At 68.5% G+C, this 12,079-nt stretch carries 15 protein-coding genes; 4 read left to right on the top strand and 11 right to left on the bottom strand.

Annotated features, from left to right (window positions below):
• The 7 genes from CH341_RS06835 to phnG form a co-directional block, all read right to left on the bottom strand.
• The coding region (locus CH341_RS06835) for an ATP-binding cassette domain-containing protein (RefSeq protein WP_111418284.1) at positions 1–516 on the bottom strand (516 nt) is incomplete at its 3' end.
• Between the two features lie 7 nt (positions 517–523).
• Complete coding sequence (gene phnK, locus CH341_RS06830) at positions 524–1,306, bottom strand: phosphonate C-P lyase system protein PhnK (protein ID WP_111418283.1); 783 nt, start codon at positions 1,304–1,306, stop codon at positions 524–526.
• On the bottom strand, positions 1,303–1,773 hold the full coding sequence (locus tag CH341_RS06825) for a GNAT family N-acetyltransferase (RefSeq protein ID WP_111418282.1): 471 nt from the start codon (positions 1,771–1,773) through the stop codon (positions 1,303–1,305). Before CH341_RS06825 ends, phnK begins: the two co-directional genes overlap by 4 nt.
• On the bottom strand, positions 1,766–2,653 hold the full coding sequence (locus CH341_RS06820) for an alpha-D-ribose 1-methylphosphonate 5-phosphate C-P-lyase PhnJ (RefSeq protein WP_111418281.1): 888 nt from the start codon (positions 2,651–2,653) through the stop codon (positions 1,766–1,768). The genes CH341_RS06825 and CH341_RS06820 overlap by 8 nt, the downstream gene beginning before the upstream one ends.
• Entirely contained in the window at positions 2,650–3,777 is a 1,128-nt protein-coding gene (locus tag CH341_RS06815; protein ID WP_111418280.1) for a carbon-phosphorus lyase complex subunit, read from the bottom strand. The genes CH341_RS06820 and CH341_RS06815 overlap by 4 nt, the downstream gene beginning before the upstream one ends.
• Before the next feature lies 1 nt (position 3,778).
• Positions 3,779–4,375: a phosphonate C-P lyase system protein PhnH gene (phnH, locus tag CH341_RS06810; RefSeq protein ID WP_111418279.1), complete on the bottom strand. Its 597-nt coding sequence runs from the start codon at positions 4,373–4,375 to the stop codon at positions 3,779–3,781.
• Positions 4,376–4,873, bottom strand: a complete 498-nt coding sequence (gene phnG / locus CH341_RS06805) for a phosphonate C-P lyase system protein PhnG (RefSeq protein WP_111418278.1) — start codon at positions 4,871–4,873, stop codon at positions 4,376–4,378.
• Between the two features lie 63 nt (positions 4,874–4,936).
• Between phnG and phnF the strand changes: the two genes are divergently transcribed.
• On the top strand, positions 4,937–5,695 hold the full coding sequence (gene phnF / locus CH341_RS06800) for a phosphonate metabolism transcriptional regulator PhnF (protein ID WP_245430917.1): 759 nt from the start codon (positions 4,937–4,939) through the stop codon (positions 5,693–5,695).
• A 20-nt stretch (positions 5,696–5,715) separates the two neighbouring features.
• Here phnF and phnE (CH341_RS06795) read toward each other — a convergent pair whose 3' ends face one another.
• From phnE (CH341_RS06795) to phnC, 4 genes are all read right to left on the bottom strand, one after another.
• Positions 5,716–6,576, bottom strand: a complete 861-nt coding sequence (gene phnE / locus CH341_RS06795; RefSeq protein WP_111418277.1) for a phosphonate ABC transporter, permease protein PhnE — start codon at positions 6,574–6,576, stop codon at positions 5,716–5,718.
• Positions 6,573–7,457 (bottom strand): phosphonate ABC transporter, permease protein PhnE, encoded by an 885-nt coding sequence (gene phnE / locus CH341_RS06790; protein ID WP_111418276.1) that lies wholly within the window; start codon positions 7,455–7,457, stop codon positions 6,573–6,575. The genes phnE (CH341_RS06795) and phnE (CH341_RS06790) overlap by 4 nt, the downstream gene beginning before the upstream one ends.
• Before the next feature lie 58 nt (positions 7,458–7,515).
• A complete protein-coding gene (gene phnD, locus CH341_RS06785) occupies positions 7,516–8,430 on the bottom strand; it encodes a phosphonate ABC transporter substrate-binding protein (RefSeq protein WP_111418275.1) in 915 nt (304 codons plus the stop codon).
• Between the two features lie 68 nt (positions 8,431–8,498).
• Positions 8,499–9,314 carry a phosphonate ABC transporter ATP-binding protein gene (gene phnC / locus CH341_RS06780; RefSeq protein WP_111418274.1) on the bottom strand — a complete coding sequence of 272 codons (816 nt, stop codon included), beginning with the start codon at positions 9,312–9,314 and terminating at the stop codon, positions 8,499–8,501.
• Positions 9,315–9,475: 161 nt separating this feature from the next.
• Here phnC and CH341_RS06775 point away from each other — a divergent pair, with 161 nt between their 5' ends.
• Genes CH341_RS06775 through CH341_RS06765 form a run of 3 tightly spaced genes read left to right on the top strand, consistent with a single transcriptional unit; the run spans position 9,476 to position 12,076 of the window.
• Positions 9,476–10,126, top strand: a complete 651-nt coding sequence (locus CH341_RS06775) for an LbetaH domain-containing protein (protein WP_111418273.1) — start codon at positions 9,476–9,478, stop codon at positions 10,124–10,126.
• Between the two features lie 16 nt (positions 10,127–10,142).
• Positions 10,143–11,357, top strand: coding sequence for an alpha-D-ribose 1-methylphosphonate 5-triphosphate diphosphatase (locus CH341_RS06770; protein WP_245430916.1), 1,215 nt, complete (start codon positions 10,143–10,145; stop codon positions 11,355–11,357).
• The gene (locus CH341_RS06765) at positions 11,354–12,076 is read left to right on the top strand and encodes a DUF1045 domain-containing protein (RefSeq protein ID WP_111418272.1); all 723 of its coding nucleotides are present in this window, start codon (positions 11,354–11,356) and stop codon (positions 12,074–12,076) included. Before CH341_RS06770 ends, CH341_RS06765 begins: the two co-directional genes overlap by 4 nt.
• Positions 12,077–12,079 lie beyond the last annotated feature (3 nt).

Raw genomic sequence — 12,079 nt, 5'->3', positions numbered from 1 at the left:
CAGCAGGATCGGTCGCTCCGGCAGAAATCCGCGGGCGATATTGATGCGCTGCTGCTCGCCACCCGAAAAGGTCGCCGGCGGCAGGCCCCACAGGCGCTCCGGCAGAGCGAGGCGACGTAGCATGTCCTGCGCCGCCGCACGCCCGGCGTCGCTCGCCGCGGGCCCGAGCGGCTCGACCACCACATCGAGCGCCGGAACCCGCGGCACGACCCGCAGGAACTGGCTGACGCTCGCGATCACGCGGCGGCGGAGGTCCAGGATTTCGCGCGGCGAGGCGGTCGCGACGTCCGTGGTCCCGTCCCCGTCGCGCACCAGAATGGCTCCCCGGTCGCACCGGTAGGTGCCCCAGATCATCTTCAGGATCGACGATTTCCCCGCCCCCGACGGGCCGGACAGGACGACGCATTCCCCGGGTTCGACCGTGAAGTCCACTCCCCGCACCACGGGCAGTCGCAGCCCGCCGCGCAGATGCATCGTGAACGTCTTCTCGGCTCCGCAGAGCGCCAGCGCGGGCATGGGATCCTCAGGGCGGCAGGATGGAAGAGACGAGAAGCTGCGTGTACGCCTCGCGCGGATCGTCGAGCACCCGATCGGTGAGCCCGCTCTCGATCACGCTGCCGCCCTTCATCACCAGCATGCGCTGTGACAGAAGCCGGGCCACCGCGAGATCGTGCGTGACGACGATGGCGGCGAGGCCGAGGTCCGATACCAGGCCCCGGAGGAGATCTAGGAGTCGCGCCTGCACCGAGACGTCGAGCCCGCCGGTCGGCTCGTCCATGAACACCAGACGCGGCTCGGTGACGAGGTTGCGGGCGATCTGCAAGCGCTGGCGCATCCCGCCCGAATAGCTCTTCGGCGTCTCGTCGATCCGCTCCGGATCGATCTCGACCCGGGTAAGCCAATCCATGGCGGAGCCCCGGATTCGGCCGTAGTGCCTCGCGCCGACCGCCATCAGTCGCTCGCCGACATTGCCGCCGGCCGAGACCGCCATGCGCAGGCCGGCGGCCGGATCCTGATGCACGTAGCCCCAGTCCGTGCGGAACAGGAAACGCCGCTCCGCCTCGGTGAGCGCAGCGATGTCGCGCGTGACGCCATCGCGCAGGCGGTAGCATACGCGGCCGGCATCGAGCGGCATCAGCCCGGAGAGCAGCCGCAGCAGCGTCGACTTCCCGGAGCCGGATTCACCGACGACGGCCAGGACCTCGCCCTGGTGGATCTCGAACGACACGTCGCGGCAGCCGAGTTGCCGACCGTACCATTTGGTCAGCCCGTCCGCGGTCAACAGCGGCGCTTCCGGCGCGTTCATTCGGCGTGCTCCGAGAGGTCGACGCGAAAGCTGTAGCCGTGCCGCTCGAAGCCGAGGCCCTCGTAGAACGCGTGCGCGGCCTCGCGGCGGGCATTCGACGACAACGCGAGCTTGTAGCAGCCCTTTTCACGCGCTCGCGCGAGCGCGAAGCGCATCATCGAGGCCCCCACTCCCCGGCCCTGGTGACCCGGTGCGACGACGACATCCTCGACGATCGCCGACGGCGTGCCGCGGTGGCCGATATTATCCATGACGAGGAGCGCGAAGCTCCCGACGGCGATGTCGCCCTGCTCCGCCACATAGAGCGTGTAATCGGGATAAGCTCTGAAGCGCTGGAAAATCGCGGTCGCCTCCGCCGGCGTGAGGACGTCGCCGCGGTCGAATGCGGGCTGCGCATAAAGCGACAGGACGGCCGGAACATCGGATTCCCCGGCGGGCCGGATCGTGAGCGAGTCGGCATCAGCCATGATGCGTCTCGGTGTCCGACGCGAGCGACACGGCCTCCGGAGAGGTCGTCGCCTCGCCGCGTCGACTCTCGCAGAAGTCCGAATCGGAGCAGACGAACATGCGGCTACCGTGGTCGTCGGTGATGACCTCGTCGAGAAAGCTCTCCTCGGCGCCGCACAGGGCACAACGACAATGGTGCCGCCAACGCTCGAACGGGTGATCGTCGAAATCGAGCGAGGCGACGCGCGTGTAGGGCGGGATGGCGTAGATGCGCTTCTCGCGACCCGCCCCGAAGAGCTGAAGCGCCGGAGAGTCGCTCATCTTGGGATTGTCGAACTTCGGGATCGGCGACGGATCCATCACGTAGCGGCCGTCGACCTTCACCGGATAGGCGTAGGTCGTGGCGATGTGGCCGTGGCGCGCGATATCCTCGTAGAGCTTCACGTGCACGAGCCCGTACTCCTGCAGCGCGTGCATGCGCCGGGTCCCGGTCTCGCGCGGTTCCAGGAAGCGGAGCGGCTCCGGGATCGGCACCTGGAAGACGATCACCTGGTTCTCGCGGAGCGGTGTCTCCGGAATGCGGTGCCGGGTCTGGATCACGGTCGCCTCGGCCGTGCGGGTGGTGGTGCGCACGCCGGCGGTCCTGCCGAAGAACTTTCGGATCGACACCGCGTTGGTGGTGTCGTCGGATCCCTGGTCGATGACTTTCAGCACGTCGGTCGGCCCGAGGATCGCCGCCGTCACCTGCACGCCGCCCGTTCCCCAGCCGTAAGGCATCGGCATCTCGCGGCTGGCAAAGGGCACCTGATAGCCGGGGATCGCGATCGCCTTCAGGATGGCGCGGCGGATCATCCTTTTGGTCTGCTCGTCCAGATACGCGAAATTGTACGTGACGGTCATTCCGCGGCCTCGCGCGTGTCGTCGACCACGTTCGCCGTCCCGGAGCTCGCGGCGCGACGTGCATGCTCCTCGCGCATGCGGCGCACCAGACCGAGCTCGGCCTGGAAGTCGACGTAATGCGGCAGCTTCAGGTGCTCGACGAAGCCAGTCGCCTGCACGTTGTCGGAATGCGACAGCACGAACTCCTCGTCCTGGGCCGGCGCCTTGACCTCCTCGTCGAGCTCGCGCGCCCGCAACGAACGGTCGACCAGCGACATGCTCATCGCCTTGCGCTCGCAATGGCCGAACACGAGCCCGTAGCCGCGGGTGAAGCGCGGCGGCTCCGTAGCGGAGCCCTTGAACTGATTGATCGACTGGCACTCGGTGACGGTGACGCGGCCGATCGGCAGGGCAAAGCCGGCGTCCTCGGACCACATCTCCAGCGCGACGTCGCCGAGCCGGATCTCGCCTGCGAACGGATGGGTGCGCCCGAAGCCGCGCTGGGTCGAATAGGCGAGCGCGAGCAGGAACCCCTCGTCACCACGGGCGAGGTTCTGGAGACGCAGGTCGCGGTCCGCCGGGAAGGACAGCGCCTCGCGGGTGAGGTCGCCGGGCGGCTGCTCGGCCCCGTCCGGACTCGCCGGAAACGCCGTCGTCTCGATCAGGCCGTCGGCGGCGAGCAGATCGGAGACGCGCGGCGTCGGCTCGGACGGCGCAGGTGCCGTCGCCGGCATAGGCGGGTCGGAGACCGGCGGCTCGAGCAACCGGTGCGTGTAGTCGAAGGTCGGCCCGAGCACCTGGCCGCCGGGCAGATCCTTGAACGCCGCCGAAATGCGGCGACGGATCCGCATGGCGCCGGTGTCGAGCGGCCGTGTCGATCCGAAGCGCGGCAACGTCGCCCGGAACGCGCGCAGCAGAAAGATCGCCTCGATCAGATCGCCGCGTGCCTGCTTGATCGCAAGCGCCGCGAGCTCCCTGTCGTAGAGCGATCCCTCGGTCATCACCCGATCGACCGCGAGGGTGAGCTGCTCGGCGATCTGATCCGTCGTCACCTCGGGCACGCTGCGATCGCCACGCCGTTCATGCGCGAGAAGCCGATGCGCATTCTCGATGGCTCGCTCGCCGCCTTTCACCGCGACATACATGTTACACCTCTCCGACGAGCGTGGCCGAGCGCGGCAACGCCGCGACGGACCCCCGCGTGGCGAAGAGAAGATCGACGCCGCGCGGGAAAAGCGCCCGGTTGGCGATGATCTGCTCCGCGAAGCCGTTCGGCAGTGGAGCCGCCCGAAGCGTGGCGCGCCCCGCGACACCGGGCCCGATGAAATCCAGCGCAGGACCGTCTTCGAGCGTCGTCACCTGGAGGATCAAGGTCGCCGAGGTGTCGGGATTTTCCAGCGTGCCTGCCGCAAAATCCCGGAACGGGCGCAGTCCGGCCGGGTCGGAGACGAGGGCAAAGGCAGCGACGGCCGGCTCCGTCACGATCGGCGCGCCGGTGTGGAAGCGAATCCAGGCGGCCACGTCGGACACCTGCGCCAAAGGTGGATCGAGCCACACGGGCGCATCGTGATCGAACAGTGTCAGCGCGATCGCGGCGGCGGCCGCGCAGAGCGGCGGCGGAGCCGCGGGCGTGTCGATCAACGGGACGACGGTGCAGGGCCGGGCGACTGCATCCATGACGCCGCGGAACGTCGCCTGGGCGGCGAGCACGGGATCGGCGAAGCCAGGAGAGAGCGTGGCCATTCAGTCCTCCCCGCGCACCAGCGTGAAGAAGTCGACCCGCGTCGCCGCTGTGCGGGATTCGCACAGCATCTGCGCTTCGAGGAGATTGGCCCGAAGCGGCGCGACCACCTCTTGCTCGACGGCAGGAGCGAGATCGGCCTGCATCATCGCATCGCACAACGCGACAAGCCGCGCTTTCTCCGGATCGCGGCCGAGCACGCAGGAGACCCCCATCTCGCCGCTCGCCAGCCGCACCGCGGCGCGCGTCACGGTCGCCTCGCCGACATTGAACGGCGCCCCGTCCCCGCCGATGCGGCCCTGCACCATCACCAGGCCGACCTCGGGAGGCCTCACCGTCTCGTGCGGCGGAACGGACAACGCGCCGAGACGCGCCGCGATGTCGGGCGCGCTCGCATCGACCAGCACGGTCATCGCGGCGCGCCGCCGCGCGACGATCGGGGCGGACCCGGCGACGGACGGCCGGGGCTCGGAGATCGGGCGGGCATCTCGGTCTGGCATCGGAAAGTTGTCCGTGTTACTAGACAACTTTGTAGCGGCCGGTTTTGACGACACAGTGACGAAATGATGTCCGGGTCCAAAATCCTCGAACCTGCCGGGGCCGAGCGGAGCCAGGACGCCGGCGTCGCCCTGTGGCGTCAGGTCGCCGATCAGCTCGCCCAGGCGATCGCCCGCGGGACCTTCGAGACCGGTGCAAGGCTGCCGGCCGAGAAGGAGATCGCGGCGCTCTATCGCGTGAATCGCCACACGGTGCGGCGGGCCCTGGCGGCGCTGAGCGAGCGCGGCCTGGTGCGCGCCGCGCGTGGCAGCGGCACCTATGTGGAAGCGCCCCGCCTCGCCTATCCGATCGGGACCCGCACGCGATTCTCCGAAAATGTGGGCGCCAGCGGCCGGCAGGCCGGCGGTCGCCTGATCGCCAGTGCCGAAGAGCCGGTTCCGCCGGAGATCGCGCAGCGTCTCGCTCTGCCGCGCAAATCCCTCGCCGTCCGGCTCGAGCTCATGCGTCACGCCGATCGGGTACCGGTCTGCGTGGCGACCACCTGGCTGCCGGCGGGTCGTTTTCCGGACGCGGCCGAAATCTACGCGGCGCAGCGCTCGACGACCCGCATGCTGGCGCATTACGGCATCTCGGACTACCGCCGCGTCAGCACCCGCGTCACCGCGGCGCTCGCCGACATCGCCGACGCGGCACGGCTGGATCTGCGCCCCGGCAGTCCGATCTTACTGGTCGACAGCGTCGATGCCGCGGTCGACGGCACGCCGTTGCTCGCCACCCGCTCGCGCTTCGCAGCAGAGCGGATCGAGCTGGTGTTCGAGAGCTGAGCCGGACCGGTCCGGCAGACCTACCCGACCTCGACCGTGCTGCGGCCGATGATGGCGAACCGCAGCCGGCTCGACACGAGGTCGATGATCGCGACCGTCACCAGGATCAGCAGCACCAGGAAGGCGACCTGCCCCCATTCCAGCACGCGGATCTGCTCGGCCAGATGCAGGCCGATGCCACCGGCGCCGACGATTCCGATGATGGTGGCGGACCGGGTGTTGGATTCGAAGTAGTAGAGGATCTGGCTGGCGATCACCGGGACGACCTGGGGCACCAGACCCCAACGGATCGCATGCAGCGCACTGCCCCCGGTGGAGAGCACGCCGTCGACGGGCTTGCGGTCGGCATTCTCGATCGCCTCGGAGAACAGCTTGCCGAACGAGCCCGTGTCCGAGGCCGCGATCGCCAAGATGCCGGCGAAGGGCCCGAGACCGACCACGTTGATGAAGATCAGCGCCCAGATCAGCACGTCGACGCCGCGGATCGTATCGAGCACGCGGCGCACCGCAAAATGCGCGAAGACGTTCGGAACAATGGTCTTGGCGGCCAGCAAGCCGAGCGGAAGCGCGATCAGGGCGCCGGTCAGCGTGCCCAGGAACGCGATCGCCAGGGTCTCGCCGAGCGCATGCATGAACACCGCCAGATGGGTGCCGGGGGTCGGCGGAAACATCCCACCCACGATGGCGGCGATCTGAACGAGCCCGGTCCCGAGCCGCGCAAACGAGACGTCGAGCCGCCACACCGCAAGGCCCGCGAGCGCCAGCATGGTGGCGACGATCGCCGCAGCAGCAATCCGCTCCCGTGTCCCCTCGAACGCGGCGGGATACCGCGCCCGAATCGCCGCGGCCTCGACGCCGGTCGTCCACCGCGGCCCCGTCACGTCCGGTCCCCCAGCCCGATGAGACGATGGCGGAGTTGCTCGGTGAGGAGGTCGATCACCATGACGGTCGCGATGATCATGATCAGCATCGCGGACACGTCGGTGTAGTAGAACTTGCGAATCGCCACCATCAGGTCGCTCCCGATGCCGCCGGCTCCGACGAAGCCCATCACGGCCGCGCTGCGGACGTTGATCTCGAAGCGCAGCAACGCATAGGAGGCGAAGTTCGAAAGGACCTGCGGCAGCACCGCGAAGCGAATGCTGACGAGGCGCCCTGCGCCGGCCGCGATCGTGCCTTCGACCGGCTTCATGTCGATGTTCTCCACCACCTCGGCAAACAGCTTCCCGAGCGCGCCCATCGTGTGGATGGCGAGCGCCAGGAAGCCCGGGAGCGCTCCCAGTCCGAAGGCCATCACGAACAGGAGCGCGAAGACGAGCTCCGGGACGGTCCGGCAGAACTCCAGAAGTCGCCGCGCCACGAATCGGATCCAAGGGCGACGCTCCAGATTGGCGCTGGCGGCGAAGCACAACACGAATGCACCGCCGACGCCGAGCAGCGTGCCCAGATAGGCGATCAGCAGCGTGTCGCCGAGCAGCAGGAGCCAGCCGTCGAAGTTCCAGAACCACTCGGCGATGTCGTTGCCGAGGTTCGCCCAGGAGAGCGGCGGCGCGAGGTTCCAGACGTAGGCCGGCAAGCGATGGCTGTTCGCGAGGAATTTCGGGATGTCGACCTCGCCGCCGATGCCGGCCAGCACGACGGCGATAGCGAGCACCACCATTCCGAGCACGAGCCGCCGCCGTTTCGCCGCGACGCCGGCACGATAATGCCCGAGCAGGTGCGCAGCCTGCTCGGGCGGCAATCTCAGGGCGTTCGCAGTCATGCGCTGGTCCCGGCATCGGGCGGGGTGGCGATGCCGCCCCTGCCCTGCAGCCAGTGCGTCAGGACGCGCGCTTCTTCTTGCGCAGCTCGTCGACGAACTTGATCAGCTCCACGACCGGCTCGTACTCCTTGTGCGTCACCGCGACGAAGGGCAGTTGCTTGCCTTCATAGATCGCATTGAACGCCGCCGGGTCGTTGGTCGCGACGTTCAACACGGCATTGCGGAGCGCCGCCTTCAGGCTTTCGGGCAGCGTCGTGAGATAGGCCATCGGCGAGTTCACGATCAGGTCCGACTTGAAGATGATGCGGAAATCCTCGGCCTTCGCCATGTTCTTGCGGGCCATCCGCAGGAGGTTCGACTCCTTCTCGTCGTTCCACCAATTGAACGCCGCGTCGCAGGTGCCCTGCTGCACGCCGATCACCGCGTTCTCGTGGCTGCCGGCGTAGACGATCTTGGAAAAGAACGTCTCCGGGTCGATGCCCATCTTGTTCATGGCGTAACGCGGCACGTTGTTGCCGGACGTCGAGTTCGGGTCGACGAGGCAGAGGTTCTTGCCGGCGAGGTCCTTGAGGTCCTTGTAGGGCGTGTCGGCCTTCACGTAGAGCACCGAGTAGTAACCCTTGGTGCCGTCACCGCTCACCTCGATGGCGAAAGGCTCGATCTTCGCCCCGGTGACGTAGGCGCGGGCGTATGAGGCAGGGCCGTACATGGCGATGTGGATGTTGCCGGCGCGCTGCCCTTCGACCACGGCCGCATAGTCGTTGGCGATGCGCAGCGTCACCTTCACGCCGAGCTGCCTGGACAGGTAATCGACGAAGGGAGTCCAGCGGTCCGTCGTGCCGGACGCGTTCTCGTCCGGCACCTTGGCGAAGACGAGTTCCGGATAGCTCGCCTTGTAGTCCTGCGCCTGCGCGCAGGTCCCGAAAGCGGCCAGCGTCATCGCGCCGGCGACGAGGGTACGGCGGTCGAGCATCGATGTCTCTCCTGCTGAAGACGTCTCATCCAACGAGTGGCACCGCGAAGGCGCGGCAAGTGAACCGGTCAGGCGACGGCGGCCTCGCCGAACGCGCCGGCTCGCACGCGCGGCTCCGGCGCTCGCGCGGAACCGTCGAGCACCTGCTCGGAGTCCAGGCCGTAGATGTCGCGGGCCAGCGCGTCGGTGAGCTGCACGGGTGCCCCGTCGAACACCACCCGGCCGGCCGCCATGCCGATCAGCCGATCGCAGTAGCTGCGGGCGATCTCGAGGGAATGGAGATTGCACAGAACCGTGATGCCGAAATGCCTGTTGATGCGCAGCAGTGCGTCCATGACGACACGCGTGTTGCGCGGATCGAGGGAGGCGATCGGCTCGTCGGCGAGGATCAGCTCCGGCTCCTGAACCATTGCCCGTGCGATCGCGACACGCTGCTGCTGACCGCCCGAGAGATGCTCGGCCCTTTTTGCGGCGAGCGAACCGATATCGAACTGCTCGAGCGCCGAGAGAGCCACGACCTTGTCGTCCTCGGGCCAAAGGCCGGTCAACGATCGCCAGGCCGGCACGGTGGCGACCCGCCCCATCAGGACGTTGGTGAGAACGTCCAGGCGGCCGACCAGATTGAACTGCTGGAAGATCATCGCGGCACGGCGCCGCCAGCGCCGCAGATCACGGCCGGTGAGCGCCGTCACGTTCTCGTTCCCGAACCGGATGACGCCCTCGCTCGGATCGACCAGGCGATTGATCATCCGCAACAGCGTCGACTTCCCGGCGCCGGACGGGCCGATGACACCGACGAAAGCGCCGGGCTCGATCACGAACGAGGCATCGGACACCGCCTTCAGGGTACCGAACCGACGCGTCAGGCCTTCAACGACCAGCATGGGGGCATCCTTTCGGCCCCAATCCCTAGCCGGAGCGGCCGACAATCATATGACGGTCGTTCACCGATTTGTTTGTTCACCGGGCGGACCGTCATCGTCGCGACATCGTCTCGTCACGCAAGGATGTGAGCGAGAGCCGGCTGATCAGGAGGGTGCAGGCAATGGCCGCGATGCTGTCGACAGAGCCGCGCGTGGACCCGACCGCTTCGGTGCACGACAGCTGCCTCGGCGCCTTCACCGAGGTCGGCGCCCGGACCAGGCTTCTCGAGGTGGTGCTGGGCGACTATTCCTACGTCGTGAACGACAGCGACATCGCCTATGCGACGATCGGAAAGTTCTGCTCGATCGCGGCGATGACGCGGATCAACCCGGGCAATCATCCGATGGGCCGCGCCAGCCAGGCGCACTTCACCTATCGGGCGAGCCGCTATTTCGCCGGCGAGGCCGACGACGAGGCGTTCTTCGCCTGGCGACGCTCGCATGCCGTCACGCTCGGCCACGACGTCTGGATCGGTCACGGCGCCATCGTGCTGGCGGGCCGGAGCGTCGGGACGGGCGCCGTGGTGGCCGCCGGAGCAGTGGTCACGCACGACGTGCCCGATTACACGATCGTCGGCGGCAACCCGGCCCGCGTGATCCGCCGCCGGTTTCCGCAGGACATCGCCGAACGGCTTCGTCGACTCGGCTGGTGGGACTGGAACCACGCACGGCTTCGTGCCGCCCTGCCGGACTTCCGCACGCTCGACATCGCCGCGTTCCTGGACAAGCACGAGGCTGCGGCAGAGACTGCAGGCACCGCTCACCCCCCATGAATCGGACAGTAACACCATGATGCTCGACCGCACGTCTGCCGGAGATCTGCGCATCGAAGGCGGGCGCTGTCTCGTCGATGGCGAGCTCGTGGCGCTGTCGATCGCGGCCGATGCAGCCGGATCGGTCACGTCGCCGGGCGGAGCAGAAGCCTGCGTGCTCGATGCCGGCGGGCTGCTGGTTCTACCCGGGATCGTCGACATCCACGGCGATGCCTTCGAACGCCAGATCATGCCTCGCCCGGGCGTTGATTTCCCGATCGACATCGCGCTGCTGGAGAGCGACCGCCAAGCCGTCGCCAACGGCATCACCACGGTCTTTCACGGCGTCACATGGTCGTGGGAGCCCGGCCTGCGCGGACCGGACAACGCGCGCCACCTCCTCGACGCCATCGAACGGCTGCGGCCGGCCTGTGCGGCCGACACACGCGTTCATCTCCGCCACGAGATCTTCAATCTGGACGCGGAGGCGACCATCCTGAGGTGGCTCGCCGCCCGCCGCATCGACGTGCTGGCCTTCAACGACCACATGACCATGACGGTCGAGGCGATGGGCCGGACCAGCAGCCTGGCCCGAATGGTCGAGCGCTCCGGCGTCTCTAAGAGCGCATTTCTCGAGATCGCCGACCGGGTTCGCGCCCGCCGCGGCGAGGTCGCCGACTCGATCGGGCGGATCGCGACCGCGGCGCGCGCGCACGGCGTGCCGATGCTGTCGCACGACGACACCAGTCCGGAGCAACGGCTTCGGTATCGTGCGCTCGGCTGCCGCGTCGCCGAGTTTCCGACCACGGTGGAGACCGCGGAGGCGGCGGCCGCGGACGGCGACGCCATCGTGTTCGGCGCTCCGAACGTGGTCCGCGGCGGCAGCCATACCGGCTGGACGCGGGCGGCCGACATGATCGCCCGCGGCCTCTGCTCGGTGCTGGCGTCCGATTATTATTATCCGGCCCCGCTGCTCGCCGCCTTCCGGCTCGCGGCCGACGACGTCCTGCCGCTCGCCCGGGCGTGGGCGCTGGTGTCGGACTCGGCGGCGGCCGCCGTCGGGCTCGTCGACCGGGGCAGGATCGCGCCCGGGCAGCGTGCCGACCTCGTGCTGGTCGACGATACGTCCTCGGGCCCGCCCCGCGTGATCGCGACGATCACGGCGGGCCGAATTGTTCATCTCACCGAAGCCGACCGGGTGACGCGCATCGGCAGGCGCCGTCCGGTGCGGCAGGAGGGAGCGCTGACATGACGGCACCGCGCTATGCCATCTACTTCGTTCCTGCGCCCGACACGGCGCTCTTCCGCCTCGGCAGCGCCCTCGTCGGTTATGACTGCCATGACGGGACGGAGGTGGCCCCGCCGGCGGCGGCCGGGCTGCCGCCCGACTGGACCGATCTGACCGCCGAGCCCCGCCGTTACGGCTTTCACGCGACCCTGAAGGCACCCTTCCGGCTGGCGCAGGGCTGCGACGAGGCGGGGTTGCGGGATGCCGTCCAGCGCCTCTCCCGCGACCAGCCGGAAATTCCGGTCATCCGCCCGGTGATCCGTTGCATCGGCAGCTTCGTCGCGCTCGTGCCCCGAGAACCGGTTGCCGCCCTGGAGCGGCTCGCGGCGGACTGCGTCACGCGGCTGGACCGCTTCCGCGCCCCACTCACCGCCGCAGACCGTGCGCGCCGGCAGGCGTCGCTGACCAGTGATCGCCTGCGCGCAAACTTGGAATGCTGGGGCTATCCCTACGTCTTCGACGACTTTCGCTTTCATATGACATTGACAGGGTCCCTGCCCGAGGAGCGCCGACTTGCCGTGGCCGAACGCATGGCGGCGCTCGTGGCCGAGCATCACGGCGATGTCCCGCTGGCGATCGACCGCATCGTGCTGCTGCGTCAGGACGAGCCCGAAGCGCGGTTCCGCGTCCTCGCGGTCGCGCCGCTACCGGTCCGCGCGACGGCGGCAGCAGGATCCAGGTGAGAG

Origin of the sequence: Rhodoplanes roseus (assembly GCF_003258865.1) — a bacterium.
In the GTDB taxonomy this organism is placed as follows: Bacteria; Pseudomonadota; Alphaproteobacteria; order Rhizobiales; family Xanthobacteraceae; genus Rhodoplanes; species Rhodoplanes roseus.
This window is presented reverse-complemented; position numbering and strand designations above follow the sequence as displayed.

Bases quoted from the DNA above. Each gene is read 5' to 3' on its own strand.
- phnK (WP_111418283.1), bottom strand. From the start codon at position 1,306: ATGAACGCGCCGGAAGCGCCGCTGTTGACCGCGGACGGGCTGACCAAA.
- CH341_RS06825 (WP_111418282.1), bottom strand. From the start codon at position 1,773: ATGGCTGATGCCGACTCGCTCACGATCCGGCCCGCCGGGGAATCCGAT.
- CH341_RS06820 (WP_111418281.1), bottom strand. From the start codon at position 2,653: ATGACCGTCACGTACAATTTCGCGTATCTGGACGAGCAGACCAAAAGG.
- CH341_RS06815 (WP_111418280.1), bottom strand. From the start codon at position 3,777: ATGTATGTCGCGGTGAAAGGCGGCGAGCGAGCCATCGAGAATGCGCAT.
- phnH (WP_111418279.1), bottom strand. From the start codon at position 4,375: ATGGCCACGCTCTCTCCTGGCTTCGCCGATCCCGTGCTCGCCGCCCAG.
- phnG (WP_111418278.1), bottom strand. From the start codon at position 4,873: ATGCCAGACCGAGATGCCCGCCCGATCTCCGAGCCCCGGCCGTCCGTC.
- phnF (WP_245430917.1), top strand. From the start codon at position 4,937: ATGATGTCCGGGTCCAAAATCCTCGAACCTGCCGGGGCCGAGCGGAGC.
- phnE (WP_111418276.1), bottom strand. From the start codon at position 7,457: ATGACTGCGAACGCCCTGAGATTGCCGCCCGAGCAGGCTGCGCACCTG.
- phnD (WP_111418275.1), bottom strand. From the start codon at position 8,430: ATGCTCGACCGCCGTACCCTCGTCGCCGGCGCGATGACGCTGGCCGCT.
- phnC (WP_111418274.1), bottom strand. From the start codon at position 9,314: ATGCTGGTCGTTGAAGGCCTGACGCGTCGGTTCGGTACCCTGAAGGCG.
- CH341_RS06775 (WP_111418273.1), top strand. From the start codon at position 9,476: ATGGCCGCGATGCTGTCGACAGAGCCGCGCGTGGACCCGACCGCTTCG.
- CH341_RS06770 (WP_245430916.1), top strand. From the start codon at position 10,143: ATGATGCTCGACCGCACGTCTGCCGGAGATCTGCGCATCGAAGGCGGG.
- CH341_RS06765 (WP_111418272.1), top strand. From the start codon at position 11,354: ATGACGGCACCGCGCTATGCCATCTACTTCGTTCCTGCGCCCGACACG.